Below are 23,099 nucleotides of genomic sequence, written 5' to 3' on the forward strand. Positions count from 1 at the left end.
AATCGTGTCAGAGCGATGGGAAGGGGAGGGGAGCGTGCCTGGCCGCGCCTCAGCCGGCCTTCTTTTCCGCCAGATCATCACCGCTATTGGCGGCTTGGAGCGGTTCGGCCGATGCGGCAGCGGACAGTTCCTCCGCCTCATCCGTCTCCACGGATTCCGTGGCCAGCAGCAGGGGCTCGGCCTCCGCCGCCGTATCGGTCGGTTCCGGCACGGGCGGGGCCAGCATGGCGGGCGCCACGACCGTCGCCCGACGGCGGATGGCGCCTTCGAAGCTGGCGCCGGGCGCGATCTCCAGCAATTGCTGCACGACATCGCCCTGCACGGTGGAGCCGTTGAGGATGAACACCTCCTCGGCGTTGATCTCCCCCTGCACGCGGCCATGCACGCGCACCGTCCCGGCCAGGATATGGCCGTTCACGGTGCCGGTGGCACCGATGATCAGCTTGGAACAGCTGATATCGCCATCGACGGTGCCTTCCACATGCACCTCGCCCGGCGTGTCCAGATTGCCCGTCACGCGCATGTCGCGGCTGACGATGGAGGGCATGGGACGGTCGGACCCGCCGCCATTGCCGCCGCCGCCGGCGGGGCGGGCGGTGGAGCTGTCGATACGTTCCTTAACCTTCGCAAACATGCCGCCCCCTCTCCATGAAGCGCAACGGATCCACCGGCTTGCCTTCCAGCAGCACCTCGTAATGCAGGTGCGGGCCGGAACTGCGGCCGCTGTCGCCCAGCGTGCCAACCTGGCGGCCAGGGTCCAGCATTTCGCCTTCCTTAACCACGATTTTCTTCATGTGGGCATAGCGGGTGCGGATGCCCAGGCCGTGATCCACCTCCACCATGTGGCCATAGCCCTCGTCATAGGAGATGGCGACGACGCGGCCGGCGGCGGGCAGGGTGACAGGCGATCCTTCCTTCGCCACCAGATCCAGCCCCTCATGGGCGGCCCATTGGTTGGTGAAGGGATCGCGCCGGCCACCGAAGCCGCTGGAGACGTAGAAATTATCCACGGGCGGGGTCAAGGGCAGGTAATTGGACAGCGACCGTAGCCGGGCCTGCCGATCCAGCCGCGACTCGAGCTGGTTCAGCGCCGCCTGCGCTGATGGCGGCAGGCCGCCCGCCGGCAGTTCCGACAGGCCGATCAGCGGGCCGCCCATGCCGCGCTGCGGCTGGTCCAGGGCGCGCAGCACCTTGTCCAGGTTCAGGCCGGTATTCTTCAGCTCGCCTTCGATGGCACCGATGCGCAGGTCGGCATGGTCGCTGAGCCGGGTCAGCAGGGCCACCTGACCCGCCGCAAGTTCGGTCATCCGCTGTTCATTGCTGGCCAGCTGGGCCGCCATCTCGTTGCGTTCGGTCCAGGCCGTTTCCGCCTCCGCCTGGGCGCGGTGTGCCTGGGCCTGGCTTTCGGCCAGGGCGCGGGCCAGACCATCGGTGGCCAGCGTCAGGGTGGGCTGCGCCTGGCCGGGCAGCGATTCCGCCTCCTCCAGCGCCAGCGACAGGGCCGCGATAGCCGCCTGGGCACGGCGCGAGGCGGCCTGCTGGCTGACATCGGTGACCAACTGGAGCGATTCCTGCGCGGCACGCAGATGGCTGCTCCCCTCGTCCGGTCCGATGCGCAGCGGCGCCAGTTCATTGCGCACGGCGGCCAGCAGCTGGCGCGGCGTCTTCGACCCGTCCTTTTCGGCATTGGTCAGCACGGCCATGGCGGCGTCGATACGGGCGCGGGACTGCGCCTCCTCCGCCAGGGCGGCATCGAGCGCGTCCCGCGCCCGGTCCAGGTCGCCGGCCACGCGGGAAAGCTGTTCACGGCTGTCGGCCAGCTGCGTGGCCAGATTCTGGGCGCCCTGGTCCACCTGGAAGATATTGTCGCGGCTGTCACGCAACGCAAAGGCGGTGGCCATCCAGCCGGCACTGGCGATCAACATGCCGGACAGGGCGGCCGCGGCCAGCAGGGCCGGGCGCAGGCGTTGACCGGGGCCGATGGTGACCGACCGGATCTTGTCATCATCGACGATGATGACCCGTTCACTGCGCATGAAGAAACCCAGCAAGCCGCCCCCCGTCACCATGCCGTGCTGTCAAATGCCGTGCCGCCGATCCCTTGGCCCCCTCCGGCATTGCCGGAACCGGGATCGGTTTTGACTTGGGCGAACATTTGCGTTCGCCTGGCCGGCACTGGGCGCCGGTGGGGGGAATTTAAGGGATGCCCATCTTTCGGGCAAGTCATGATTCGCGAACGATGTAGGCCAAACGGATGTGCAACCGGCCGAACGGAAAGGCAGGGGGCGCCTGCCTTTCCGTTCGGTCTATTCCAGGGTCGCGCGCAGCGATGCGGCCGCCGCCCAGGGGGCCAGGGGCAGGGCAGCGGCCAGAAGACCGGACAGTAACAGCAGGTGCGGACGCGCCGATTGCCCCGTCAACACCGAATCGATGGAAGCCGCCGCGAAGATCAGCGCCGGGATGTAAAGGGGAAGCACAAGTAAAGGCAGAAGAACCCCGCCCCTGCGTGCCCCCAGCGTCAATCCCGCCCCGATGCCGCCGATCAGGCTCAATAGCGGGGTGACCAGCAGCAGCGTGCCCAGCAGGATGGGAAACCCGTCGGCGGACAGGTTCAGGAACAGCGCCAGCAGCGGGGCGGCCAGGATCAGCGGCAGACCGGTGACCAGCCAATGGGCCAGGATCTTGGCCGCGGCGACCGCCTCCAGCGGCAGCGACGCCAGCGACAGCAGCTCCAGCGACCCATCCTCGTGATCGGCCTGGAACAGCCGGTCCAGCGACAGGAGCGATGCCAGCAATGCCGCCACCAGGATGACGCCCGGCGCGATGCGCGACAGCACGCCGGGTTCCGGGCCGATACCGAAGGGGAACATGATGACGCAGAGCACGAAGAACAGTACCGCCATGGCCGCATCCGCCCCCTGGCGCAGGGCCAGGCGCAGATCGCGGCGCAACAGCCGCAGGAATCCCCTCATGCCGGGGCTCCCGCTTCCTCTTCCTCGGTGTCGTCATCGGCGGTGGCGCCGAAATCGGCCAGGTTCACGGTGATGGCGCCCGTGATATCCAGGTCGCTGTGGGTGGACAGCACGACCATGCCGCCTTGTTTGCGGTGGGTGGCGATCAGGCCGGCCAGCCGGTCGATCGAATCGCGGTCCAGCGCGGTCGCGGGCTCGTCCAGCAGCCAGAGCGGCGCCTGCCTGGCGGGCGCCAGGGCAAGGCGGGCCAGATTGACGCGCTTCTTCTGCCCGGCCGACAGGTAACGGCCCGGCATGTCGGCGACATGGTCCATGGCCAGCGCTTCCAGCGCCTTTTCCGCCCGGTCCTCCGGGTCCGGCAACCCGTCCAGCCCGGCCCAGGTCGACAGGTTTTCCAGCGCGGTCAGGGTGGGCTTCACCGCATCCTGGTGCCCGGCATAGCGCAGGCGGGCGCGGTGGGCATCCGGGTCCTGGGCGATGTCGGCACCGTTCCAGGTCAGGGCACCGGAAAACGGATGCGACAATCCGGCCAGCAGGCGCAGCAGGCTGGACTTACCGCTGCCATTGGGGCCCAGCAGGACCAGGGCACCGCCCGGCGACAGGGTGAAATCCAGGTCGCTGAACACCACCCGCTCCCCGCGCAGGCAGGTCAGGCGATGGGCGGCAAGGCCCGATGCTGCGGGACTGATCTGGCCCTGGGTCACGGGGGACGGCTCCTGGCGTGGCGGAATGCGGATGGCGGCCAAAATGCCAGAAACGGCGGCGGAATGGCTATAAATTCCAGATAAAGAAACGGCCACCGCGGGGGGCTTTTGCGGTGGCCGTAAATGGCGTCGGTCCGGGGCAGGACCGACTGGTGCGGGCGGACATTCCATTATGGGGCCTGGAAGGTCCGCCGAGACGGGGTGTCTCAAACGTCTTGGCGTTTCCCAGGTGCAAGATGGAACTCCCGCATGACCAAAGTCGGACCTGAAAGTGGCGAAAATGTGATTTGAGCAGACGGCAGCCGACCTATGCGCAATTTCACCATCCCGACATAAAAAACCGCTTTCGCCGCAGGGCTGTCGGCCCTATATAGCCGCTTATCGCAGCGCACGTGCCTATGGCCCCCACACCCGCCCGATGGTCGTTTTCAAGACTGGGCGGAGCCGTCAACCCGGTGGGGTTATGCAACGACGTAACGCGTATCCTCGTCCGTCCCTTAAACAAGGCGGCGAATTGGAGGCTACGATGGTTGTTGTTGTTGTCGGGGGGCGGCTTGCATCCTCCCTGTCCTTTTCGTCCGATCGCGCCCTTTGCCATGGGGCGGCGATCCTTCCTGGCGTCATGACCAGTATCTGACCCGCCTGGGCCGGCCGCGTTTACGGCACGCTTGGGCGGAACCGGACCCCGATTTGGGTCCGGCACAGAGCCTTTCACCCCCACATTATCCGCATCATGCCGCCTCGGAGTCCAAGATGACCGAGAAGATCGCCCGATTCTTCGCTGAACAGACCCCCGCCACCCCGTGCCTGGTCGTGGACCTGGACGTCGTTCGCGACAATTACGGCAAGCTGGCCACGGCCATGCCCGACAGCCGCATCTTCTACGCGGTGAAGGCCAATCCGGCCCCGGCGATCCTGCGCCTGCTGGTGGAGAACGGCTCCTGCTTCGATACGGCGTCCGTCCCGGAGATCCAGTATTGCCTGGAAGCCGGCGCCACGCCGGACCGCATCTCCTTCGGCAACACGATCAAGAAGGCCGCAGATATCCGCACCGCCCACGGCCTGGGCATCGACCTGTTCGCCTTCGACAGCATCGAGGAACTGGAGAAGATCGCCGAGTGCGCCCCCGGTGCCCGCGTCTTCTGCCGCATCCTGACGTCGGGTGAAGGTGCCGACTGGCCGCTGTCGCGCAAGTTCGGCTGCGAGCCGGACATGGCCCGCGACCTGCTGATCCAGGCGTCGAAGATGAATGTCGTGCCCTATGGCGTGTCGTTCCATGTCGGCAGCCAGCAGCGCGACCTGAAGCAGTGGGACATCGCGCTGTCCACCGCCGCCGCCATTTTCCGCGGTTGCGAGGAGCAGGGCGTGGTCCTGTCCATGGTCAATATGGGCGGCGGTTTCCCCACCCGTTACCTGAAGGACGTGCCGACCAGCCAGGCCTATGGCGAGGCGATCAACGAGTCCTTACGTCGCCATTTCGGCAACCGCCTGCCGGAAACGATCATCGAGCCCGGCCGCGGCATGGTGGGCAATGCCGGCATCATCCAGTCGGAGGTCGTGCTGATCTCCCGCAAGTCGGCCAATGACGACAAGCGCTGGGTCTATCTGGATATCGGCAAGTTCGGCGGTCTGGCCGAGACCATGGACGAGGCCATCCAGTACCCGATCCAGACCGAGCGCGACGGTGAGCCGGCCGAACCGGTGATTCTGGCCGGCCCGACCTGCGACAGCGCCGATGTGCTGTATGAAAAGGCGGATTACCGCCTGCCGACCTCGCTGAAGATCGGCGACAAGGTGACGATCATGGCCACCGGCGCCTACACCACCACCTATTCGGCGGTGAACTTCAACGGCTTCTCGCCGCTGCATGCTTATTATATTTAGTGTTCCCTCAGGCGCCGGGCGCCCGCATCCGCGGGCTTGGCTCACGCCGCACGTGCGGCGGGCCGGCGGTCGCCGGCCTAATTCGTTTGTTCCCTCAGGCGCCGGGCGCCCGCATCCGCGGGCTTGGCTCACACCGCACGTGCGGCGGGCCGGCGGTCGCCGGCCTAATTCGTTTGTTCCCTCAGGTGCTGGGCGCCCACATCCGTGGGCTTGGGTCACCGCTCACGAGCGGCGGGCCGGCGGCTGCCGGCCTCCAGCGGTCATGGAAATGACCGCTGGTAACTTTGAGATCGTCGCAAGCGTTACCCACAAGCCGCCCCAAAAAGGCGGCTTGTGGCATTTTTGTGGCCAGTTGATGGAATTTTGTGCACCATTCGCGCCACTGCGTATTTTTTTTGCAACAGTCCGGGGGAATGTTGCACAGCAGCATGCGCGGCTTATAGGCGATCCGGTTGGAAACCCCCATAATCCGGGGGAAAGCGCGTTCGGCACCTTCGTGGCATCAGAATTGCTCAAAGGTGTGCGGACCCCAACCATAAATGCCTCATAAGGAGTGGTTCATGCGTTTCTCCCGGTTGCTCGCTTCCACCGCGATCGCACTCACCATGCTGGGCGCCGCTGGCGCCGCGCAGGCCCAGGAAGCTTCTGGCTCCGCCGGCGCTGCCTCGTCGTCGCCGTTCAGCTTCTCCGGCACCGCTGCGATCACGAACGACTATGTCTTCCGCGGCTACAGCCAGACCGACAGCGACCCCGCCTTCCAGGCCGGCCTGACCGCCAGCCATGAGAGCGGCTTCTTCGTGTCCGCCTGGGGCTCGAACGTCGATGTCGGCTTCGACGCCGATATCGAAGTCGACCTGATCGCCGGCTACACGAACAGCGTCGATAACCTGACCTATACGGTCGGTGGCTACTACTACACCTATCCGGGCGCCGACGGCTCCGCCGACCTGGATTATTTCGAGTTCGGCCTGGATCTGGCCTATGCCATCGACAAGGTCACGCTGACCGGTAAGGCTTACTACTCGCCGGAATTCTATGGCGTCAGCACCGATGCCTGGTACTTCGCGGGCGGCGCCTCGGTGGCTGTGACGGATAATGTCTCCGTCTACGGCGCCATCGGCTTCAACGAGCTGAGCGGCGGCGGCGACTATCAGGACTATCAGGCCGGCGTTGCCATCAAGCTGGAGCCGTTCACGGTCGACCTGAAGTACACCGACACCGACGTCAAGGGCGCCGCTCCGCTGGGCGATGGCCGTTTCGTCGCCACGCTGACCTACGCGTTCTGATAAAGGGGCCGGGCGGGCCTTATCCCGCCCTTCCTCTGGAAAGTCCAAGTGGTCCAGGCACAGCCGGCCCCCAAACAGGGGCCGGCTGTTGCTTTTATGGGTTTATACTTGTTCCCTCAGGCGCCGGGCGCCGGCCATTATCCTTTCCCGCACTTGCCCGTTCCGCCTGTTGGCGCAATGATAGGACCTTCGTTGGAAGGGGACAGCATGTCCATCGGCAGCACCGCTACAGCCCTGTCCGGCGCCCTGGCTCAGACGCAGCGTCTGGCCGGCAGTGCCAATAATGTAGCCAACCAGCGCAGCACGGGTGCGATCCCGGCCGCGGACGGTACTGTGCAGCCCGGACAGACCCAGGCCTATCAGGCGCAGAGCTTCGGTCAGACCGCCGTGGCCGGTGCCAATGGCCAGGGGCAGGGAACCCGCGTCGTGGCCCGGCCGACGACGCCTGCCTATATCCCCGAATATCAGCCTGACAGCCCGGATGCGAACGCCGACGGGCTGGTGGCGGCCCCCAATGTCGATCCGGCGGCCGAACGGGTGGACCAGATCGGTTCCCTGCGCGCCTTCCAGGCCAATCTGGCCGTCATCCGTACCCAGGATGAAATGGAACGCAGCGCCATCGACACATTGGCCTAAGGCATAGTGCTTTTTGCGCCGCACCCTTGCCGATTGCCCAATCGACAGGCAGGATGCGCGCCATGAATCCGCCATGGCGCGGGGCGATGCTGCCCTAATGTGCCATTCACAATGATAACAGGAAACCACCATGCTGCGCCGTTCGCTGCTGACGATCGCCCTGGCCGCCCCGCTGCTGGCCGTTCTGCCTGCCGCCGCCCAGTCGGCTGGTGTGGATTTCTCCAACCGTGATCCCATCGTGCTGGATGTCGCCAGCATCGAGGTGGAAAGCCGCTATTCCCCGCCGATGCAGCCGCCCAATGTCGATCACGAAATCCCCGTGACCCCGTCCGATGCCGTCCGCCTGTGGGCCAGTTCGCGCCTGAAGGCCGGCGGGTCGCAGGGCAAGGCCCGTGTCATCATCCGCGATGCCTCCATCGTGGAACTTGACCTGAAGACGACCAAGGGCATCAAGGGCTGGTTCACCAAGGACCAGTCGCAGAAATATGAAGGCAAGATCCAGGTCGAAATCTCGGTGGAAGACACCTCGCGCGGTGTCACCGGTGCCGTCTCCGCCGCTGTCTCCCGTGCCACCACGGTGGCGGAGGATGTGACCCTGGCCCAGCGGGAAAAGACCATGCTGGAGCTGGTCCGCGATCTGGCCGGCGACATGGATGTGGAACTGGACAAGAGCATCCGCACCAACATGTTCCCGGCGATTCTCATCGACCAGGGTAATGTGGTGCAGGGGAAGTAATCAGGGCAGGGGTAGGGGCGCCCACGCCTCCACCCGGTTCCGCCCGCCATGCTTGGCGGCATAGAGCGCCTGGTCGGCCCGGTCGACCAGCGCATCCACGCCCAGGCCCGACACCGCTTCCGCCGCACCGAAGCTGGCTGTGACGCGCAGCACCTGCCCGTCGGCCAGCTGCACCGGCGTGGCCGCCAGATCGGCGCGCAGCCGGTCCAGAACCAGCAGCGACTCCGCCAGCGTCGTTTCCTTCAGCAGGATCAGGATTTCCTCCCCGCCCATGCGGAAGGCCTCGTCGATGGCACGGATGCCGCGGGTCAGGCAACCGGATGCCGCCACCAGCACGCGGTCGCCGGCCTCATGGCCGTACGTGTCGTTGACGGACTTGAACTTGTCCAGGTCACACAGCGCCACGCAGAAGGGCTGGCCCGTGCGGGCGAAACGCGCCAGTTCGCGCGCCACCTCATCGGCCAGGCCGGTACGGTTGCGCAGGCCTGTCAGCGGGTCGATACCGCTGCCGGCCACGGACAGGGCCCGTTCGATGCGCCGGCATTGCTGGATGAATTCCTCGAACCGCTCCAGCACGGCGTTGTAGGTGCCGTAATCCGGCAGGTCGCCATCCGCCGCCCGCATCAGGGTCAGGCGGCCCATGCGGTGCAACTGGTCATGCAACTGCACCAGCCGGTCAAAGGCGGGCTGATGCGCCACGCTGCCCTTCTTCACCCGTGTCACCCAGGTGGCGAACCCGGATGGCTCCGGGGCCGCGTCCGGCCCGGTTTGGCCATTGTCGCGGGGGAACAGGGCGGCCTTGTGCCATTGCGTCAGCCAGCGCAGATGCTCGTCCACCACGACCGACAGGCCGGCCACGATGGCGGATGCCGCATTGCTGCCGCTGGCCGGCTGGCTCATTCCTGCCCCCCCTGGGCTTGATCCCCTGGCTGCCACACCCACTTGCGCCGCGCCTCGGCCAGCGTGCCCGTCTGGATGGCGGCACGGACGTCGCGCATCAGGCGGTTCATGGTGTGGACATTGTGCAGGGTCAGCAGCTGCATGCCCAACATCTCTTCCGCCTTAAGCAGATGGTGGATGTACCCCCGGCTGGCCGTGCGGCAGGCGAAGCAACCGCACTCGGCGTCGATCGGGCCGTCATCATCCTTGAAGCGGGCATTGCGCATGTTCAGCCGCTCACCTTTCACGCCGGGCGCCAGGGCCCAGCCATGGCGGGCGATGCGGGTGGGGCTGACGCAGTCGAACGTGTCGATGCCCAGGGCCACGCCTTCGAAGATGTCGACGATGCCGCCGATGCCCAGCAGGTGCACGGGCCGTGTGGGATGGACATGCGCCATGGCCATGCCCACCACCTCATGCATCTGTTCCCGCGTCGCCCCCAGGCAGCCACCCACGGCGGTGGCGAAGAAATCCTGATTGGCCACGATCTCCGCACTGTCCTTGCGCAGGTCGGGATAGACGCCGCCCTGCACGATGCCATACATGGCCTGCGGCAGGCCGTTGGCGGAGATGCCACCGAACTCCCGGAAGGCGGCCAGCGACCGGTCGCCCCAGCGATGCGACATCTTCATCGACCGGGCGGTGTATTTCCGGTCCACATGGAACGGCGTGCATTCATCCAACTGCACCACGAAGTCGGGGCCCAGCTTGCGCTGGATATCGATCGACTTTTCCGGCGTCAGGAACAGCTTTTCGCCGTTGGTATAGCTGCGGAAGGTGGCCCCTTCCTCGGTGATCTTCAGCAGCGTCTTTTCCCGCGTCGTCGTCCGCCGCCCCTTCACCTCGTCCGCCACCGACCCATGGCCCATGGCGAAGATCTGATACCCGCCGCTGTCGGTCAGCATCGGCCCGTGCCAGTTCATCATCTTGTGCAGGCCGCCCAGCTTGGCCACCAGATCGGCGCCGGGCTGGATCATCAGATGATAGGTGTTGGCCAGGATGATATCGGTCTTCTCCTCCCGCATCTGTTCCGTGGTCAGACCCTTGATGGCCGCCTTGGTGCCGCAGAAGATGAAATTCGGCGTCTGGATCGACCCGTGCGGGGTGGAGAGATTGCCGATGCGGGCCTTGGAGCCGGCAGGGTCGCGGTGGGTGATGTCGAAGGAGAAGCCGGGGTAGGTGCTGGACATGGGGAACGGGGACTTTCAGGTCTGATGGTCAGGCGGGCAGCGCGTTTGCCGCATCGGTATTGGCGAAATCCGCCCCTTTGTACAGAAGCGGCAGCGAATGGCTGGAAGCCAGCGCGTAACTGGCACAGTCGCCCACTGAGGGGTGGCGAACCTAGCTTCACAAAGCTTGTATCGGGTTGCGTGACGCTCGGATAAGGGATGCTATCTTAATATCTTGTAGGAGAAATTTTCTGCTTCCTCACGGGTTGCGACTCCATCTTCTATAATTGATCGCTTTGCTTCTATTATAATATCAATCTCACTATTGGTTTCTATTTCACATTCTTCGATCAATTTTCCAGAACTGTCGGTGATTATTACTCGCATTAATTCCTCCCACTGGCCTGAGTTAAAAGCTTTCCGAGGATATAGGTAAGGATTCGTGGATTCCTACGTTGGTAAGCCGTCCACGTCGTACATTGTATCTAGGATTTCCCATGGAGAGCGGGAATCTACTATGGGAAACTGACTTATCCGCTCTAGGCGTGCTTGCACGCGGGCGACACGTTCGGCGGTTACCGGCTCCGGTGGAGAGGGAAAGGCATTGTCCATGTACCCGATCCTAACAGCGGGCCACGCCCCGCTCAATCACACCGGCAGCCCGCCGACCCGCCGCACCATGCGCCGCGACAGGTACATGAAGGGCGTGTCCAGCAGCGACAGCACGACGCGCATGCCGTAGGTGCCCAATATATAGGTGTGCAGCAGTGCTTCCCAACCCACCGGGTCTGGGGCGAACACCACCCAGGCCAGGACGGAGAAGATGACATTGTCGACCAGGGCCGACAGCATGGTGCTGCCATTGTTGCGCAGCCACAGGTGCCGGTCGCCGGTCACCCCCCGGATGCGCTGATAGACCCAGACATCGAACAGCTGGCTGGTCAGGTACGCCGTCATGCCGGCTGCAAACAGCGCCGGGGCGGGGGTGAACAAGGCGGCGATATGGTCCTGCATGGGCAGGGCCCACGCCATGTCGGTTCCCGCCTGCTCGACCGTCATCGGGCGGAAGCCCAGCGTCAGGATCATGAAGATCGTGAACAGCAGATAGGCGGCAAAGCCCAGGAACACCGCCTTGCGCGCCGCTTCCCGCCCGTAATGTTCGGTCAGGATGTCGGTCGCCAGATATGTCGATCCGAACAGCACCGTGCCCATGGCGACCGGATGGTCGTAGAAGCCGAACTGCACCGCCTTCAGCACCTCGACATTGGCCGCGATGACCGCCGTGGCGATGTAGAGGTATAAGCCTGCCGCCCCGAACAGCCGGGTCATCAGCAGAATCACGCCGAAACAGAACAGGGCCTGGAACAGTAGCAGCGCCTCCGGCGGCACGCCGTTCAGGAAGGCGATCAGATCGGCGGGGGACAGTGACATTGGGGCGGTCTCTAGCGAAAAGAGAACAGCCGCAAACGGCAGCGGCCCCGCGAAACGACCCGTACGGGTGTCTCGCGGGGCCGACGATACCGTCAGCAGCGATACTGGAACCAGAAGACGCCGATCAGGCGGCGGTCTTGGCGGCCAGCACCTTCTGGATCTGCTTCTTCACCTTGCGGGCATCGACATCCAGCTTGGCGTCGGCGATGTCCAGCAATGCTGCATCCAGGCCACCCTTGTGCTCGATCGTGCGGATGCCGTTGGTCGACAGGCGCAGACGGACCATGCGACCCAGCGCGTCGGACATCAGCGAGGTTTCCTGCAGATTCGGCAGGAAGCGCCGACGGGACTTGTTGTTGGCGTGGGACACGTTGTTACCGGTCTGCACACCCTTGCCGGTCACGGCGCACTTGCGGGACATGGAACACCTATTCTCTATGCTGCTGGCGGCCACGGAAAAGGGCCCGGGGCCGGCCTTGAGACGAAACTGACCTTGCCGGCCAGGGCGGTCCCCGGCCAACGAAGCCGCGTTGATAAACGAGGGGTGGTGCAGAGTCAAGCCCGTGGGGGCCTGAAAGCACCGGCAAATCCGCCATGCGCCCATACGCATGCATACTTTTCCCCGGGCCCCATTCCCTATAGACTCGATTCCCGTTATTCCAGTGCAAACGCAGCAGGCACGCCATGGTCGATACGCGCATGAACCCCACCTCCGCCGGGCCCACGGGTCTGGGCGGCTCCGCCGTCGAAGGTGGCGGTCGGCGCAGCGTCCTGGCCGTCACCGGTCCCGGCGGGCGCCCCATCCAGATGGGCCGGCCCGGCAACCGCTGGCCCAATGCCAAGGAACTGGCGGCGTTGATCGTGGATGGCATGCTGCGTCTGCCCGCCCGCTACCGCCGTGGCATGTTCCTGGACGTGCTGACGTAACATCTTGCCCCGTCTTGCCCTTTACCAGCCTGACATTCCGCAGAATGCCGGCACCTTGATGCGCCTTGGCGCCTGCACCGGCGTCGGACTGGACATCATCGAACCCTGCGGCTTCATCCTGGATGACAAGCGCATGAAGCGCTCCGTCATGGATTATGCCGACCATGCCGACGTCACCCGCCATGTCAGCTGGAATGCCTTCCAGGCCCAGTGCCGCGGCCGTCTGGTCCTGCTGACCACGCGCGGGGCCGTGCCCTATACGGACATCACCTATCACCCCGACGACATCCTGCTGCTGGGCCGGGAGAGTGCGGGCGTGCCGGACGAGGTGCATGGGGCGGCCGACCTGCGGGTGCTGATCCCCATGCGGCCGGGTACCCGTTCGCTGAATGTCGCCATCGCCGCCGCCATGGTGCTGGGCGAGGTCCTGCGGCAGGTGGGAACCGGTGTGGCCGAAACAGCCATTCCAAGTGCGGGCGTCACGGGTTAAACCCTGATCCAGTATCGTCGCACGCTGGATTCGCCCATGCCCACCCCCTTGCCTTCCCCCGAGACCCTGGCCGACCGCAAAGCCCAGGCCCGCGCCTGGTTCGAATCGCTGCGCGACCGCATCTGTGCGGCGTTCGAGACGCTGGAGGATGATCTGGCTTCCGGCCCGCATGCCGGCCTGCCGCCGGGCCGGTTCGAGCGCAAGGCGTGGGACCGGCCCAATCATGACGGGGCCGAGGGCGGTGGCGGCGTCATGGGCATCATGAAGGGACGGGTGTTCGAGAAGGTGGGGGTGAGTGTCTCCACCGTCCATGGCACCTTCTCCCCGGAATTCCGCGGTTCCATCACCGGGGCCGCCGGCGATGGCCGTTTCTGGGCCAGCGGCATCAGCCTGGTGGCCCATATGCGCAGCCCCCTGGTGCCCGCCGTCCATATGAATACCCGCATGCTGGTGACCAGCCAGAACTGGTTCGGCGGCGGGGCCGACCTGACGCCGATGTTCCTGGAAGGGCTGGAAACCGAACAGGACAAGGCGGAGTTCCACGCGGCCCTGAAGGCCGCCTGCGACGCGCATTGCGCCGACTATTACGCGCGGTTCAAGGAATGGTGCGACCGCTACTTCTTCCTGCCGCACCGGAACGAGCCGCGCGGTGTGGGCGGCATCTTCTATGACCAGTTGGACAGCGGCGACTGGGCGGCCGATTTCGCCTTCACCCAGGCGGTGGGGGAGGCGTTCCTGGATGTCTATCCCCGGATCGTCGCCCGCCGCATGCATCAGTTCTGGAACGAGGCACAGCGCGAGCATCAACTGGTCCGCCGCGGCCGCTATGTCGAATTCAACCTGCTGCATGACCGCGGCACCCTGTTCGGCCTGAAGACCGGCGGGAATATCGAGGCTATCCTGATGAGCCTGCCGCCCGAAGTGAAATGGTCCTGACCCATGGACATGATGCTTGAACGCCGGATCATCGCTGGCCACCCCATCCTGCTGGTGCGCCACGGTCAGACCCATTGGAATGTGGAGGCCCGCTGCCAGGGCCAGATGGACAGCGACCTGACCGACCTGGGCCGGGCGCAGGCCGATCAGGTGGGCCGCATCCTGCTGCGGCTGGTGGATGCCATTCCCGGCTGGCGTGATGCGGTGCGGCTGGTCTCCAGCCCCCTGGGCCGCACGCAGGAGACGACGCGGATCATCAACCGCCACCTGGACCTGCCCGTCAGTCTTGACGCGCGCCTGGCCGAGGTATCGTTCGGCGACTGGGAAGGCATGACGCGACGCGAGGTGGAGGCGGCCAATCCCTGGCTGGCGGCGCACGGCCCCTATGGCTGGCAGTTCCACGCGCCCAACGGAGAGCGTTACGAGGGGGTGCAGGAACGGCTGCTGGGTTTCGTGGCGGATGTGGACAGGCCAACCATCGCCATTTCCCATGGCATGAGCGGGCGCATCCTGCGCGCCTATTATGCGGCCCAGGACCAGGAAACCGCCTGCTGCCTGCCCGTGCCGCAGGACAAGGTGTTCCGGCTGTCGGCCGATGGGGTGGAGGAATTGGCGTAGGTCAGGTCGAGCCGGAGGCGAGCCCTGACAGAAACGGATTGCAAACTATACCGTCAGGGCTCGGCTCCGCCTCGACCTGACCTACGCAACTTACCCAACCTGCTGATCGCCTCGTCCAGCACCTCGTCCCGCTTGCAGAAGCAGAAGCGGGCCAGATGTGTGGGCGCATCCACCTCGAAAAAGGCGCTGATCGGGATGGCGGCCACGCCCACCTGTTCGGTCAGGCGGCGGCAGAAATCCTTGTCATCCTCGTCGATGCCGCTGGCCGCCAGATCGACGGTCAGGAAATAGGTACCGGCACAGGGCAGGACCTTCAAACCGGCGGCCGTCAGCCCCGCCGACAGCCGGTCGCGCCGCGCCTGCATATCGCCCGCCAGCCCCGCGAAATAGGCATCGTCCTTGGACAGGCCCAATGCCACCGCATGCTGCAGGTTGGGCGGCGTGGTGAAGGTCAGGTACTGGTGGGCCTTGATCACCGGGCCCAGCAGGGCGGCCGGTGCCGTGACATAGCCCACCTTCCAGCCGGTCAGCGAGAAGGTCTTGCCCGCCGATCCGATTCGCAGCGTCCGCTCCCCCATGCCGGGCAGCGACATCAGCGCAATGTGCTTTCGCCCGTCGAACACCAGATGCTCATAGACCTCGTCGCACAGCGCCATGGCGTCATGGGCGATGACGCGCGATGCCAGCAGTTCCAGCTCTTCCCGGCCCCAGACCTTGCCGGCCGGGTTCTGCGGGTTGTTGATCAGGACCAGCTTGGTCCTGTCGCTGAAGGCCGCATCCAGGTCCGCGGCCGTGAACGACCAGTCCGGTGCCTTCAGGCTGACGAATCGGGGAATGGCGCCGGCGCGGCGGATGATGGGGACGTAGCTGTCATAAAGCGGCTGGAACAGCACCACCTCGTCGCCCGGTTCCAGCAGGCCGAACAGGCAGGCGGCCAGCGCCTCCGTGGCGCCGCTGGTCACCAGCGTCTGCGTCGCCCAATCCACCTCCAGCCCATAGAAGCGGGCATTATGGGTGGCCAGGGCTTGGCGCAATGACGGCAGGCCGGGCATGGGCGGATACTGGTTCCAGCCGTCGGCCAGATACCGGGCGGCCGCTTCCACCACATCGGGCGGGCCATTGCCGTCGGGAAATCCCTGGCCCAGGTTCACGGCCTTGTGCTGGTCGGCCAGGCGCGACATCACCTCGAAAATGGTGGTGCCGTAGGATGAAAGGATGGAATTGCCCGATTTCATGGTGATTTCCGGTTCACGGCAGCGGTGCGAAACCCTTGGCCCACAGGGCGAAGCTCCCGTCGCGGATGACCTGCGTGCCCACGAAGCCCGCCTCCTCCATGGCCCGCTGCAGGCTGCTCTGCACGAAGCCGGTCTTGTGGGCCATGTAGTGGTTGCCATTGGCGATCGGCAGGCGCCAGCCATACAGGATGTCGATGGGGGCGATGGGGCCGGCGGAGGAGTAATATGCCGGTTCCTCCAGCTTGCCCGCCGCCACCAGTTCGGCGACGGATTGCAAATCCGGCAGAGTGATCAGGGCGAAGGCGCCGGGCTTCAGCACGCGGCGGAATTCCGCCAGCGCCAACGGCACTTCGTGCGGATAGAGATGTTCGACATTGTGCGAGGACCAGATGGCATCGACCGATGCCGTGGGAATGTTGGTCATGTCGGTGATGGTGCCGATGATGTCGGGCGCCACGTCGGGGTCGATGTCATAGCGCAGTTCGCGCCACTGGCCGGGGGTGAAGAACTGGTCCGGCAGTTTGGCGGGGTCCGCCACGCCGCAGCCGACATGCAGAACCACCGGCAATTCGTCGCTCATCGCCAAACCCTTTCCCGCCGCCCGACCATCCGGGTGTGGCCGCAAGGGTAGAGAAAACCGGCCCGCTTTGGCGACGAAAATCAGTTGCTGAGCAGAAAGGCCAGTTCCTCCAGCCCGTAATTGCGCATGATGGCGGCCAGCCTGCCATTGTCGCGCAGGCGGCGCGTGCCTTCCGCCATGATCCGGGCCAGTTCCGCGGAACGGGGATCGTTCTGGGAAAAGCCGACGAACAGGTCGGCATCATCCTTCAGCGATACCGCCACCACCTGCTGGTCCAGCCCCAGGCGGCGGACCTGCCAGCGCAGGACGTTGTGATCGTCCATCAGCATGTCCAGCCGGCCCGCCGTCAGCATCCGCAGCCCCTGCACCAGATGCGAATAGCCGAAACCGCTCAAAACGATAATCCGGTCCGGATTCTGGATATTCTGGTCAACATACTCCTGTAACATGCCGCCATAGTCGTAATCCTTGATCACGCCCAGGCGGAACCGCTCCAGGTCCTGTGGTTTGGCATAGGTGAAGCTTTGTGCGCGTGACATGGCCACGGCATTGGCCGAATTGCCCTGGGCCAATGCCGGCAGCACGACCGCGCCATCCATGGTGGAACCCATGCCGGGCAGGGCGGTGGCGCTGCCATCCTTGGCCATGCGCTTCATCGTGGCGAAATTGACGATGCGATATTCGACCTTGAAGCCAAGCCCTTCGAAAATCTCGCGGGTCAGGTCGACCATATAGCCTTCGCGCCCATCCGCGTCGGGATCGCAGGCATAGGGGCACCAGGGATCGGATGCGATGACGATGGGGCGGGTGCGTTCGGCCGGCGTGAGTTCGCGGGCGCACACTCCGTTGAACCCGGCGGAAAAAACCAGGAAGGCGGCAAGGACCGGCAGGGAGCGCGTCAGGCGCGGCAAGGAAAAGCGCATGGGTGCGGAATATACCCCGCACCGCCGCACAAATCACGCGATGACTTCGTATGCTGGAAACAAATGTAATGCAAAAACGGCTGGTGAAGACCTGGAATGGCCTTCGCCAGCCGCCATTCGTATGATTATTCCGCCGCCTGGGCCACCGGTGCGGCCGGCTTCACCCAGCGCAGCACCGGCTTGCGGGCCGCCTGGGTTTCGTCCAGGCGCTTGCGCGGCGTCAGGCGGGGGGCGGCCTGGAAATGCGCCAGATCGCCGGCTTTCGCCTTTTCCGCCAGGTGGCGCATGGTGCCGATGAACGTGTCGAGCGTGCGCTTGCTCTCCGTCTCCGTCGGCTCGATCAACAGCGCCCCATGCACGACCAGCGGGAAATACATGGTCATGGGGTGATAGCCCTCGTCGATCATCGCCTTGGCGAAGTCCAGCGGGGTGACGCCCGTGCCCTTCAGGAAGCGATCATCGAACAGCGCCTCATGCATGCAAGGCCCGTCGAAGGACGCCGACATCACGTCCTTCAGGCTGGCCAGGATGTAGTTGGCGTTCAGCACGGCATCCGACGACACCTGCCGCAACCCGTCCGACCCATGGGACAGCATGTAGGCGAGTGCCCGCACGAACATGCCCATCTGGCCATGGAAGCCCTTCAGGCGACCGAACGGCTTGGCCTCCCCGGCGTCACCGGCATGCTCGACCAGCGTGAACCCGTCCTTGCCGTGCACCACGAAGGGCAGGGGTGCGAAGGGGGCCAGCGCGTCGGACAAGACCACCGGGCCGGAACCGGGACCGCCGCCGCCATGGGGGGTGGAGAAGGTCTTGTGCAGGTTGATATGCATGGCATCGACGCCCAGGTCGGCGGGGCGGACCCGGCCGACAATGGCGTTGTAATTGGCGCCGTCGCAGTAGAAATAGCCGCCGGCCGCATGCACGGCGTCGGCGATCTCCCTGATCTGCGGTTCGAACAGGCCGCAGGTGTTGGGATTGGTCAGCATGATGCAGGCGACATCATCGCCCAGCTTGGCCTTCACGGCCTCCACGCTGACGCGGCCATTCTCCTCCGCCGGGATCGTATCGACGGTGAAGCCGCAAAAGGCGGCGGTGGCCGGGTTGGTGCCATGGGCGGACTCGGGCACCAGCACGCGGCGGCGATGGCTCTCGCCCCGCGCATCCAGCGCCGCATGGATGGCCATCAGGCCGCACAGCTCCCCATGCGCGCCGGCACCCGGCGACATGGCGACGGCCGGCATGCCGGTCAGGGTCTTCAACCAATGCGCCAACTGGTCGATCAGTTCCAGCGCACCCTGGACGGTTTCCACCGGCTGGAGCGGGTGGACGTCGCTGAAGCCCGGCAGCCGGGCCATCTTCTCGTTCAGGCGCGGATTGTGCTTCATCGTGCAGGACCCCAGCGGATAGAGGGTCGTGTCGATGGCGAAGTTCTTCTGGCTGAGGCGGGTGTAATGGCGCACCACGTCCGGCTCCGCCAGGGACGGCAGGCCGATGGCACCCCGGGCGGTCAGGCCGCCCAGGCGGGTGGTGGCCGTCACCGGTTCCGGCAGATCGACGCCGACCGCACCGGGATTATCCAGTTCGAAGATCAGCGCCTCTTCCTGCTGAAGCGCCTTGTTGCCGGTGAAGGTGACCAACTCGCTGGTGACTTCCACGGCGTGGGGCCCGTCGCCGCTTGCGGCGACAGCGTGAGGCTTAGTGTCGCGACCCTGATTGTTCATGGCCATCAGAGAACCTCCTCCAGGCCGCGCACCAGCGCGTCCATGTCTTCCACGCTGCCCGTCTCCGTCACGGCGACCAGCAGCAGGTCTTCCAGCCCTTCCACATCCGGGTACAGGCGGCTGACCGGCACGCCAGCCAGGATGTTCTCCTTGGCCAGCTTGGACACGATCTTCGCTGCCTTCTTGGGCAGCTTGACCGTGAATTCGTTGAAGAACCCGTCATTGACCACGGTCACGCCCTTGATGGCCGACAGCTTGTCGGCCAGCGTCACGGCGTTGGCGTGGTTGATGGCGGCCAGCTGGGTCAGCCCCTGTTCGCCCAACAGCGACAGGTGGATGGTGAAGGCCAGCGCGCACAGGCCGGAATTGGTGCAGATGTTCGACGTCGCCTTTTCGCGGCGGATATGCTGCTCGCGGGTCGACAGGGTCAGCACGAAGCCGCGCTTGCCATCGGCATCCACCGTCTCGCCGCAGAGGCGGCCCGGCATCTGGCGCACGAACTTGTCACGCGTGGCGAACAGGCCCACGTAAGGCCCGCCGAAATTCAGGCCGTTGCCGATCGACTGGCCCTCGCAGACCACGATATCGGCCCCCATGGAACCGGGGGACGGCAGCAGGCCCAGGCTGACCACTTCCGTGACCACCACGATGACCAGCACGCCCTTGGCGTGGGCCGCCTCGCACAGGGCGGTGAAGTCGCGCAGATGGCCGAACAAAGACGGGGTCTGGACGACGACGCAGGCCGTCTCACTGTCCAGCAATGCGGCCAGATCCTCGGCGTTCTTCCAGTCCGGCGCCTGGGCGCGGATATCCATGCCCATGACGCCGCAGGTGGTTTCCACCACCTCGCGGTAATGCGGGTGCAGGCCGCCGGACAGAATGACCTTGTCGCGCTTGTTGATGCGCGCCGCCATCAGCACGGCCTCGGCCGTGCCCGTGGCGCCGTCATACATCGACGCGTTGGCCACATCCATGCCGGTCAGCAGGGCCACCTGCGACTGGAATTCGAACAGGTACTGGAGCGTGCCCTGGGTCACTTCCGGCTGGTACGGCGTGTAGCTGGTCAGGAACTCGCCACGCAGCAGGATCTGGTCCACCGACGCCGGCACATGGTGCTTGTAGGCACCGGCACCCACGAAGAACGGCACGGACCCGGCCGACACGTTCTTGGCGGCCAGACGGGACAAATGACGCTCGACCTCCAGCTCGCCCTTATGGTCGGGCAGGCTGGCGATCTTGCCGGGCAACCGGGCATGGTCGGGTACGTCGCGGAACAGGGCATCCACGCTGTCCACCCCGATGGTGGTCAGCATGGCGCTGCGGTCGGCATCGGTCAGGGGCAGGTAGCGCATCACAGACCCTGGATGAAGGTGTTGTAGGCGTCCTGGTCCATCAGGGCGTCGAACTGGGCCTGGTTGGCGATCGTCATCTTGAAGAACCAGCCGGCACCCTGCGGGTCGGTATTGGCCAGGGCGGGCTCATCGGCCAGGGCGGCATTGCCCTCCACGACGGTGCCATCGACCGGGGCGTAGATTTCCGAAGCGGCCTTCACCGATTCCACGACGGCGGCCTCGGAGCCCTGGGTCAGGGCCTTGCCGGCATCCGGCACCTCGACGAACACCACGTCGCCCAGGGCGCTCTGGGCGTAATCGGTGATGCCGACGGTGGCGACGTCGCCATCCAGGCTGATCCACTCATGGTCCTTGGTGAAACGGATGGTCATGGGTCGGCTCTTTCTTTTGGGGGGTGACGGTGGGCTTCAGCCCTTGAAATAACGATGCGGGGCGAACGGCATGGAAGCGACCTTGGCCGGCAGCGCCTTGCCACGCACGATCAGCTGGACATCGGTGCCCACGGCGGCGAAGCCGGCATCGACATAGCCCATGGCGACGGGGGCACCGGCCGTGGGGCCGAAGCCGCCGCTGGTGATCTCGCCGATGCGGTTGCCGGACAGGTCCTGGATTTCGGTGTGCTCGCGCGCCGGGGCCTTGCCGTCGGGCTGGATGCCCACGCGCTTGCGGGCCGGGCCGGACGCCAGCTGTGCCTGTACGATTGCGGCGCCGGGGAACCCGCCATCGGCCTTGCGGCGCTTGGAGATGGTCCAGGTCAAGGCGGCCTCGACCGGGTTGGTGCCCGTGTCGATGTCATGGCCATAGAGGCACAGCCCGGCTTCCAGGCGCAGCGAATCGCGCGCACCCAGACCGATGGCCTCCACCTCCTCCTGCGCCAGCAGCAGGCGGGCCAGCGTTGAGGCATCGGTGGCACCGACGCTGATCTCGTACCCATCCTCACCGGTATAGCCGGAGCGGCTGATCTGCACCGGAATGCCCTGGATCACGGCAGCCCGCGCGCTCATGAAGCCCATGGTCGCGGCTTCCGGCAGCAGGCGGGCCATGACGGTCGCCGCTTCCGGGCCCTGCAGGGCCAGCAGGCCGGCATCGTCGCCCAGATAGTCGATGATCACATCGGCAGGCAGGTTCGCCTTCAGATGCGCCAGATCCTCGGTCTTGCAGCCGGCATTGATGACGACATAGAGGTGATCCTCGAACCGCGTCACCATCAGATCGTCCAGGATGCCGCCGGCATCGTTGGTGAACATGGTGTAGCGGATGCGGCCCGGCGCCAGTGCGGCGATATCGCCCGGCACCAGAGCTTCCAGCGCCTGGATGACCGCGTCGATGCCGGGCCCGCGCAGGCGGACCTGACCCATATGCGACACGTCGAACAGGCCGGCCCTGGCACGGGTGTGAAGATGTTCCTTCAGCACGCCTAGCGGATACTGCACGGGCATGTCATAGCCCGCGAACGGCACCATCCGAGCGCCCAGTTCGACGTGAAGGTCATAAAGCGGGGTACGCAGCAGGCTGGTGTCACCCAAGGCGGGGCACTCCCATAAGACAGAGTTCACCCGTCACGGGGACCCTCCCCGCGGCGGCTGCCCCCCTCTGTCCTGGCCCCTGAGAGATTCGCGTCGCCATTCGGCGTCCGCTTACTCCGTCGGTGGGCTGTCGGCCCGTTGCCGGACCCGCCTGCTTTCCAGATGCGCCTACCCTTCGCGGTCCTTTTGCCTGAGAGTTTCCGGGGGCGGTTGCTCCTTCGGCGCCGGTCACCCTGTCACCAGGGCACCGGTCTCTCCCGCATGGGGTCATCGGCTTTGCGGGCGTCAACCTACGCTTTGCGGCGCCCGTGTCAATGGATAGTCGTGAGGGTCAGCGCCCTTCATTATTGGTGCGGTTGGCCGCCACCTGCTCCGGCGTCAGCTGGAAGCCGACCAGCACCTCGAACCAGCGCGCATCCATGGTCTTGGGCACCGGGATGACCTGGGTCAGGCTCTCCTGGATGTCGCTGCCCACCGGGACGCTGGTGGTGAAGCTCTTCTTGGAGATGATGTTGCGGTTGGGATCGGTGACCGCCACGAAATAGGTGACGGGGATCGATCCGCCGCTGGCCCCTTCGGCCGCACGGCCGGTGATCATCAGGTTGGCGGCGATGGTGACGGAGCTGTCATCATAGCCGCAATTGGCCAGGATGCCCGACAGGATGGCCACACCCTGGTCGCTGCGCAGCGTACCGGCATCGCGCAGGACGCCGACATTGGGGCAGCCCGCGACCATCGCGTCATTCTCGGCGCATCCGGCCAGCGCCAGCATGCCCATGCCGGCAGCAGCGGCCAGGGTCCAACGGCGGGCGGCTTTCCTGGCCGGGGAAACCGGGCTATGGTCGGGCCGGGTGCTCATCAAGGGGCTGGTCATCAAAGGTCCGTTCACTTCCATTACCGGGACTGAATGGGCGGTGACCATGTCTTAAGAATGGCAGCACCTTCCCACACGCCGGGTTGCGACAATATAGGTGGGCATCCGGCCGCGCAAGCGTGGCCCCCGAGCCTGACACGTATCGACAGGGACACTT

At 65.4% G+C, this 23,099-nt stretch carries 24 protein-coding genes and 1 riboswitch; of the genes, 8 read left to right on the forward strand and 16 right to left on the reverse strand.

Annotated elements, in window-relative coordinates; translation table 11 throughout:
* Window positions 1–49 precede the first annotated feature (49 nt).
* From ACM9HJ_RS27370 to ccmA, 4 genes are all read right to left on the reverse strand, one after another.
* Complete coding sequence (locus ACM9HJ_RS27370) at window positions 50–634, reverse strand: bactofilin family protein (RefSeq protein ID WP_416574969.1); 585 nt, start codon at window positions 632–634, stop codon at window positions 50–52.
* On the reverse strand, window positions 618–2,069 hold the full coding sequence (locus tag ACM9HJ_RS27375; protein ID WP_416574970.1) for a M23 family metallopeptidase: 1,452 nt from the start codon (window positions 2,067–2,069) through the stop codon (window positions 618–620). Before ACM9HJ_RS27375 ends, ACM9HJ_RS27370 begins: the two co-directional genes overlap by 17 nt.
* A gap of 237 nt (window positions 2,070–2,306) precedes the next feature.
* Window positions 2,307–2,972, reverse strand: a complete 666-nt coding sequence (gene ccmB, locus ACM9HJ_RS27380) for a heme exporter protein CcmB (protein ID WP_416574971.1) — start codon at window positions 2,970–2,972, stop codon at window positions 2,307–2,309.
* Window positions 2,969–3,676, reverse strand: a complete 708-nt coding sequence (gene ccmA, locus ACM9HJ_RS27385; RefSeq protein ID WP_416574972.1) for a heme ABC exporter ATP-binding protein CcmA — start codon at window positions 3,674–3,676, stop codon at window positions 2,969–2,971. The genes ccmB and ccmA overlap by 4 nt, the downstream gene beginning before the upstream one ends.
* A gap of 753 nt (window positions 3,677–4,429) precedes the next feature.
* On the opposite strand from ccmA, the gene ACM9HJ_RS27390 reads away from it, so the two are divergent.
* The 4 genes from ACM9HJ_RS27390 (at window position 4,430) to ACM9HJ_RS27405 (ending at window position 8,218) form a co-directional block, all read left to right on the forward strand.
* On the forward strand, window positions 4,430–5,560 hold the full coding sequence (locus ACM9HJ_RS27390) for a type III PLP-dependent enzyme (RefSeq protein ID WP_416574973.1): 1,131 nt from the start codon (window positions 4,430–4,432) through the stop codon (window positions 5,558–5,560).
* Window positions 5,561–6,099: 539 nt separating this feature from the next.
* The gene (locus ACM9HJ_RS27395) at window positions 6,100–6,846 is read left to right on the forward strand and encodes a TorF family putative porin (RefSeq protein WP_416574974.1); all 747 of its coding nucleotides are present in this window, start codon (window positions 6,100–6,102) and stop codon (window positions 6,844–6,846) included.
* A 207-nt stretch (window positions 6,847–7,053) separates the two neighbouring features.
* Window positions 7,054–7,482 (forward strand): flagellar basal body rod protein FlgC, encoded by a 429-nt coding sequence (locus tag ACM9HJ_RS27400; RefSeq protein WP_416574975.1) that lies wholly within the window; start codon window positions 7,054–7,056, stop codon window positions 7,480–7,482.
* Between the two features lie 130 nt (window positions 7,483–7,612).
* The gene (locus ACM9HJ_RS27405; protein ID WP_416574976.1) at window positions 7,613–8,218 is read left to right on the forward strand and encodes a hypothetical protein; all 606 of its coding nucleotides are present in this window, start codon (window positions 7,613–7,615) and stop codon (window positions 8,216–8,218) included.
* Here ACM9HJ_RS27405 and ACM9HJ_RS27410 read toward each other — a convergent pair whose 3' ends face one another.
* From ACM9HJ_RS27410 to rpmB, 4 genes are all read right to left on the reverse strand, one after another.
* Window positions 8,219–9,118 carry a diguanylate cyclase gene (locus ACM9HJ_RS27410; protein ID WP_416574977.1) on the reverse strand — a complete coding sequence of 300 codons (900 nt, stop codon included), beginning with the start codon at window positions 9,116–9,118 and terminating at the stop codon, window positions 8,219–8,221.
* Window positions 9,115–10,347 (reverse strand): tRNA guanosine(34) transglycosylase Tgt, encoded by a 1,233-nt coding sequence (gene tgt, locus ACM9HJ_RS27415; protein WP_416574978.1) that lies wholly within the window; start codon window positions 10,345–10,347, stop codon window positions 9,115–9,117. Before tgt ends, ACM9HJ_RS27410 begins: the two co-directional genes overlap by 4 nt.
* Before the next feature lie 627 nt (window positions 10,348–10,974).
* Window positions 10,975–11,757 carry a queuosine precursor transporter gene (locus tag ACM9HJ_RS27420; protein ID WP_416574979.1) on the reverse strand — a complete coding sequence of 261 codons (783 nt, stop codon included), beginning with the start codon at window positions 11,755–11,757 and terminating at the stop codon, window positions 10,975–10,977.
* Window positions 11,758–11,881: 124 nt separating this feature from the next.
* Complete coding sequence (gene rpmB / locus ACM9HJ_RS27425) at window positions 11,882–12,178, reverse strand: 50S ribosomal protein L28 (RefSeq protein ID WP_054166970.1); 297 nt, start codon at window positions 12,176–12,178, stop codon at window positions 11,882–11,884.
* A 263-nt stretch (window positions 12,179–12,441) separates the two neighbouring features.
* Here rpmB and ACM9HJ_RS27430 point away from each other — a divergent pair, with 263 nt between their 5' ends.
* Genes ACM9HJ_RS27430 through ACM9HJ_RS27445 form a run of 4 tightly spaced genes read left to right on the forward strand, consistent with a single transcriptional unit; the run spans window position 12,442 to window position 14,728 of the window.
* Complete coding sequence (locus ACM9HJ_RS27430; RefSeq protein WP_416574980.1) at window positions 12,442–12,684, forward strand: hypothetical protein; 243 nt, start codon at window positions 12,442–12,444, stop codon at window positions 12,682–12,684.
* Between the two features lie 4 nt (window positions 12,685–12,688).
* Window positions 12,689–13,174: a tRNA (cytidine(34)-2'-O)-methyltransferase gene (locus ACM9HJ_RS27435; protein ID WP_416574981.1), complete on the forward strand. Its 486-nt coding sequence runs from the start codon at window positions 12,689–12,691 to the stop codon at window positions 13,172–13,174.
* Window positions 13,175–13,210: 36 nt separating this feature from the next.
* The gene (hemF, locus tag ACM9HJ_RS27440; RefSeq protein WP_416574982.1) at window positions 13,211–14,110 is read left to right on the forward strand and encodes an oxygen-dependent coproporphyrinogen oxidase; all 900 of its coding nucleotides are present in this window, start codon (window positions 13,211–13,213) and stop codon (window positions 14,108–14,110) included.
* Between the two features lie 3 nt (window positions 14,111–14,113).
* Window positions 14,114–14,728 (forward strand): histidine phosphatase family protein, encoded by a 615-nt coding sequence (locus ACM9HJ_RS27445; RefSeq protein ID WP_416574983.1) that lies wholly within the window; start codon window positions 14,114–14,116, stop codon window positions 14,726–14,728.
* A gap of 53 nt (window positions 14,729–14,781) precedes the next feature.
* Here the strand turns inward: ACM9HJ_RS27445 and ACM9HJ_RS27450 are convergent, their stop codons facing one another.
* The 8 genes from ACM9HJ_RS27450 to ACM9HJ_RS27485 all read right to left on the reverse strand — a co-directional run bounded on the left by ACM9HJ_RS27450 (window position 14,782) and on the right by ACM9HJ_RS27485 (window position 22,942).
* The gene (locus tag ACM9HJ_RS27450; protein WP_416574984.1) at window positions 14,782–15,963 is read right to left on the reverse strand and encodes an aminotransferase; all 1,182 of its coding nucleotides are present in this window, start codon (window positions 15,961–15,963) and stop codon (window positions 14,782–14,784) included.
* Window positions 15,964–15,976: 13 nt separating this feature from the next.
* Window positions 15,977–16,543, reverse strand: a complete 567-nt coding sequence (locus ACM9HJ_RS27455) for a class I SAM-dependent methyltransferase (RefSeq protein WP_416574985.1) — start codon at window positions 16,541–16,543, stop codon at window positions 15,977–15,979.
* An 80-nt stretch (window positions 16,544–16,623) separates the two neighbouring features.
* Window positions 16,624–17,466, reverse strand: a complete 843-nt coding sequence (locus ACM9HJ_RS27460; protein ID WP_416574986.1) for a substrate-binding periplasmic protein — start codon at window positions 17,464–17,466, stop codon at window positions 16,624–16,626.
* A gap of 125 nt (window positions 17,467–17,591) precedes the next feature.
* Window positions 17,592–19,196 (reverse strand): aminomethyl-transferring glycine dehydrogenase subunit GcvPB, encoded by a 1,605-nt coding sequence (gene gcvPB, locus ACM9HJ_RS27465; protein WP_416574987.1) that lies wholly within the window; start codon window positions 19,194–19,196, stop codon window positions 17,592–17,594.
* Window positions 19,196–20,542 carry an aminomethyl-transferring glycine dehydrogenase subunit GcvPA gene (gcvPA, locus tag ACM9HJ_RS27470; RefSeq protein WP_416574988.1) on the reverse strand — a complete coding sequence of 449 codons (1,347 nt, stop codon included), beginning with the start codon at window positions 20,540–20,542 and terminating at the stop codon, window positions 19,196–19,198. The genes gcvPB and gcvPA overlap by 1 nt, the downstream gene beginning before the upstream one ends.
* Complete coding sequence (gene gcvH, locus ACM9HJ_RS27475) at window positions 20,542–20,913, reverse strand: glycine cleavage system protein GcvH (protein ID WP_416574989.1); 372 nt, start codon at window positions 20,911–20,913, stop codon at window positions 20,542–20,544. The genes gcvPA and gcvH overlap by 1 nt, the downstream gene beginning before the upstream one ends.
* A 36-nt stretch (window positions 20,914–20,949) precedes the next feature.
* Window positions 20,950–22,068 carry a glycine cleavage system aminomethyltransferase GcvT gene (gene gcvT, locus ACM9HJ_RS27480; protein ID WP_416574990.1) on the reverse strand — a complete coding sequence of 373 codons (1,119 nt, stop codon included), beginning with the start codon at window positions 22,066–22,068 and terminating at the stop codon, window positions 20,950–20,952.
* Window positions 22,069–22,236: 168 nt separating this feature from the next.
* Window positions 22,237–22,338, reverse strand: a riboswitch (glycine riboswitch).
* A gap of 61 nt (window positions 22,339–22,399) precedes the next feature.
* Entirely contained in the window at window positions 22,400–22,942 is a 543-nt protein-coding gene (locus tag ACM9HJ_RS27485) for a hypothetical protein (protein WP_416574991.1), read from the reverse strand.
* Window positions 22,943–23,099 lie beyond the last annotated feature (157 nt).

It is taken from the genome of Niveispirillum sp. KHB5.9, assembly GCF_048066115.1.
GTDB lineage: Bacteria > Pseudomonadota > Alphaproteobacteria > Azospirillales > Azospirillaceae > Niveispirillum.

What these genes read in the sequence shown, in the direction of transcription:
- ACM9HJ_RS27370 (WP_416574969.1), bottom strand. Translation starts at nt 634, where the DNA reads ATGTTTGCGAAGGTTAAGGAACGTATCGACAGCTCCACCGCCCGCCCC.
- ACM9HJ_RS27375 (WP_416574970.1), bottom strand. Translation starts at nt 2,069, where the DNA reads ATGGTGACGGGGGGCGGCTTGCTGGGTTTCTTCATGCGCAGTGAACGG.
- ccmB (WP_416574971.1), bottom strand. Translation starts at nt 2,972, where the DNA reads ATGAGGGGATTCCTGCGGCTGTTGCGCCGCGATCTGCGCCTGGCCCTG.
- ACM9HJ_RS27390 (WP_416574973.1), top strand. Translation starts at nt 4,430, where the DNA reads ATGACCGAGAAGATCGCCCGATTCTTCGCTGAACAGACCCCCGCCACC.
- ACM9HJ_RS27395 (WP_416574974.1), top strand. Translation starts at nt 6,100, where the DNA reads ATGCCTCATAAGGAGTGGTTCATGCGTTTCTCCCGGTTGCTCGCTTCC.
- ACM9HJ_RS27400 (WP_416574975.1), top strand. Translation starts at nt 7,054, where the DNA reads ATGTCCATCGGCAGCACCGCTACAGCCCTGTCCGGCGCCCTGGCTCAG.
- ACM9HJ_RS27405 (WP_416574976.1), top strand. Translation starts at nt 7,613, where the DNA reads ATGCTGCGCCGTTCGCTGCTGACGATCGCCCTGGCCGCCCCGCTGCTG.
- ACM9HJ_RS27410 (WP_416574977.1), bottom strand. Translation starts at nt 9,118, where the DNA reads ATGAGCCAGCCGGCCAGCGGCAGCAATGCGGCATCCGCCATCGTGGCC.
- tgt (WP_416574978.1), bottom strand. Translation starts at nt 10,347, where the DNA reads ATGTCCAGCACCTACCCCGGCTTCTCCTTCGACATCACCCACCGCGAC.
- ACM9HJ_RS27420 (WP_416574979.1), bottom strand. Translation starts at nt 11,757, where the DNA reads ATGTCACTGTCCCCCGCCGATCTGATCGCCTTCCTGAACGGCGTGCCG.
- rpmB (WP_054166970.1), bottom strand. Translation starts at nt 12,178, where the DNA reads ATGTCCCGCAAGTGCGCCGTGACCGGCAAGGGTGTGCAGACCGGTAAC.
- ACM9HJ_RS27430 (WP_416574980.1), top strand. Translation starts at nt 12,442, where the DNA reads ATGGTCGATACGCGCATGAACCCCACCTCCGCCGGGCCCACGGGTCTG.
- hemF (WP_416574982.1), top strand. Translation starts at nt 13,211, where the DNA reads ATGCCCACCCCCTTGCCTTCCCCCGAGACCCTGGCCGACCGCAAAGCC.
- ACM9HJ_RS27445 (WP_416574983.1), top strand. Translation starts at nt 14,114, where the DNA reads ATGGACATGATGCTTGAACGCCGGATCATCGCTGGCCACCCCATCCTG.
- ACM9HJ_RS27450 (WP_416574984.1), bottom strand. Translation starts at nt 15,963, where the DNA reads ATGAAATCGGGCAATTCCATCCTTTCATCCTACGGCACCACCATTTTC.
- ACM9HJ_RS27455 (WP_416574985.1), bottom strand. Translation starts at nt 16,543, where the DNA reads ATGAGCGACGAATTGCCGGTGGTTCTGCATGTCGGCTGCGGCGTGGCG.
- ACM9HJ_RS27460 (WP_416574986.1), bottom strand. Translation starts at nt 17,466, where the DNA reads ATGCGCTTTTCCTTGCCGCGCCTGACGCGCTCCCTGCCGGTCCTTGCC.
- gcvPB (WP_416574987.1), bottom strand. Translation starts at nt 19,196, where the DNA reads ATGGCCATGAACAATCAGGGTCGCGACACTAAGCCTCACGCTGTCGCC.
- gcvPA (WP_416574988.1), bottom strand. Translation starts at nt 20,542, where the DNA reads ATGCGCTACCTGCCCCTGACCGATGCCGACCGCAGCGCCATGCTGACC.
- gcvH (WP_416574989.1), bottom strand. Translation starts at nt 20,913, where the DNA reads ATGACCATCCGTTTCACCAAGGACCATGAGTGGATCAGCCTGGATGGC.
- ACM9HJ_RS27485 (WP_416574991.1), bottom strand. Translation starts at nt 22,942, where the DNA reads ATGACCAGCCCCTTGATGAGCACCCGGCCCGACCATAGCCCGGTTTCC.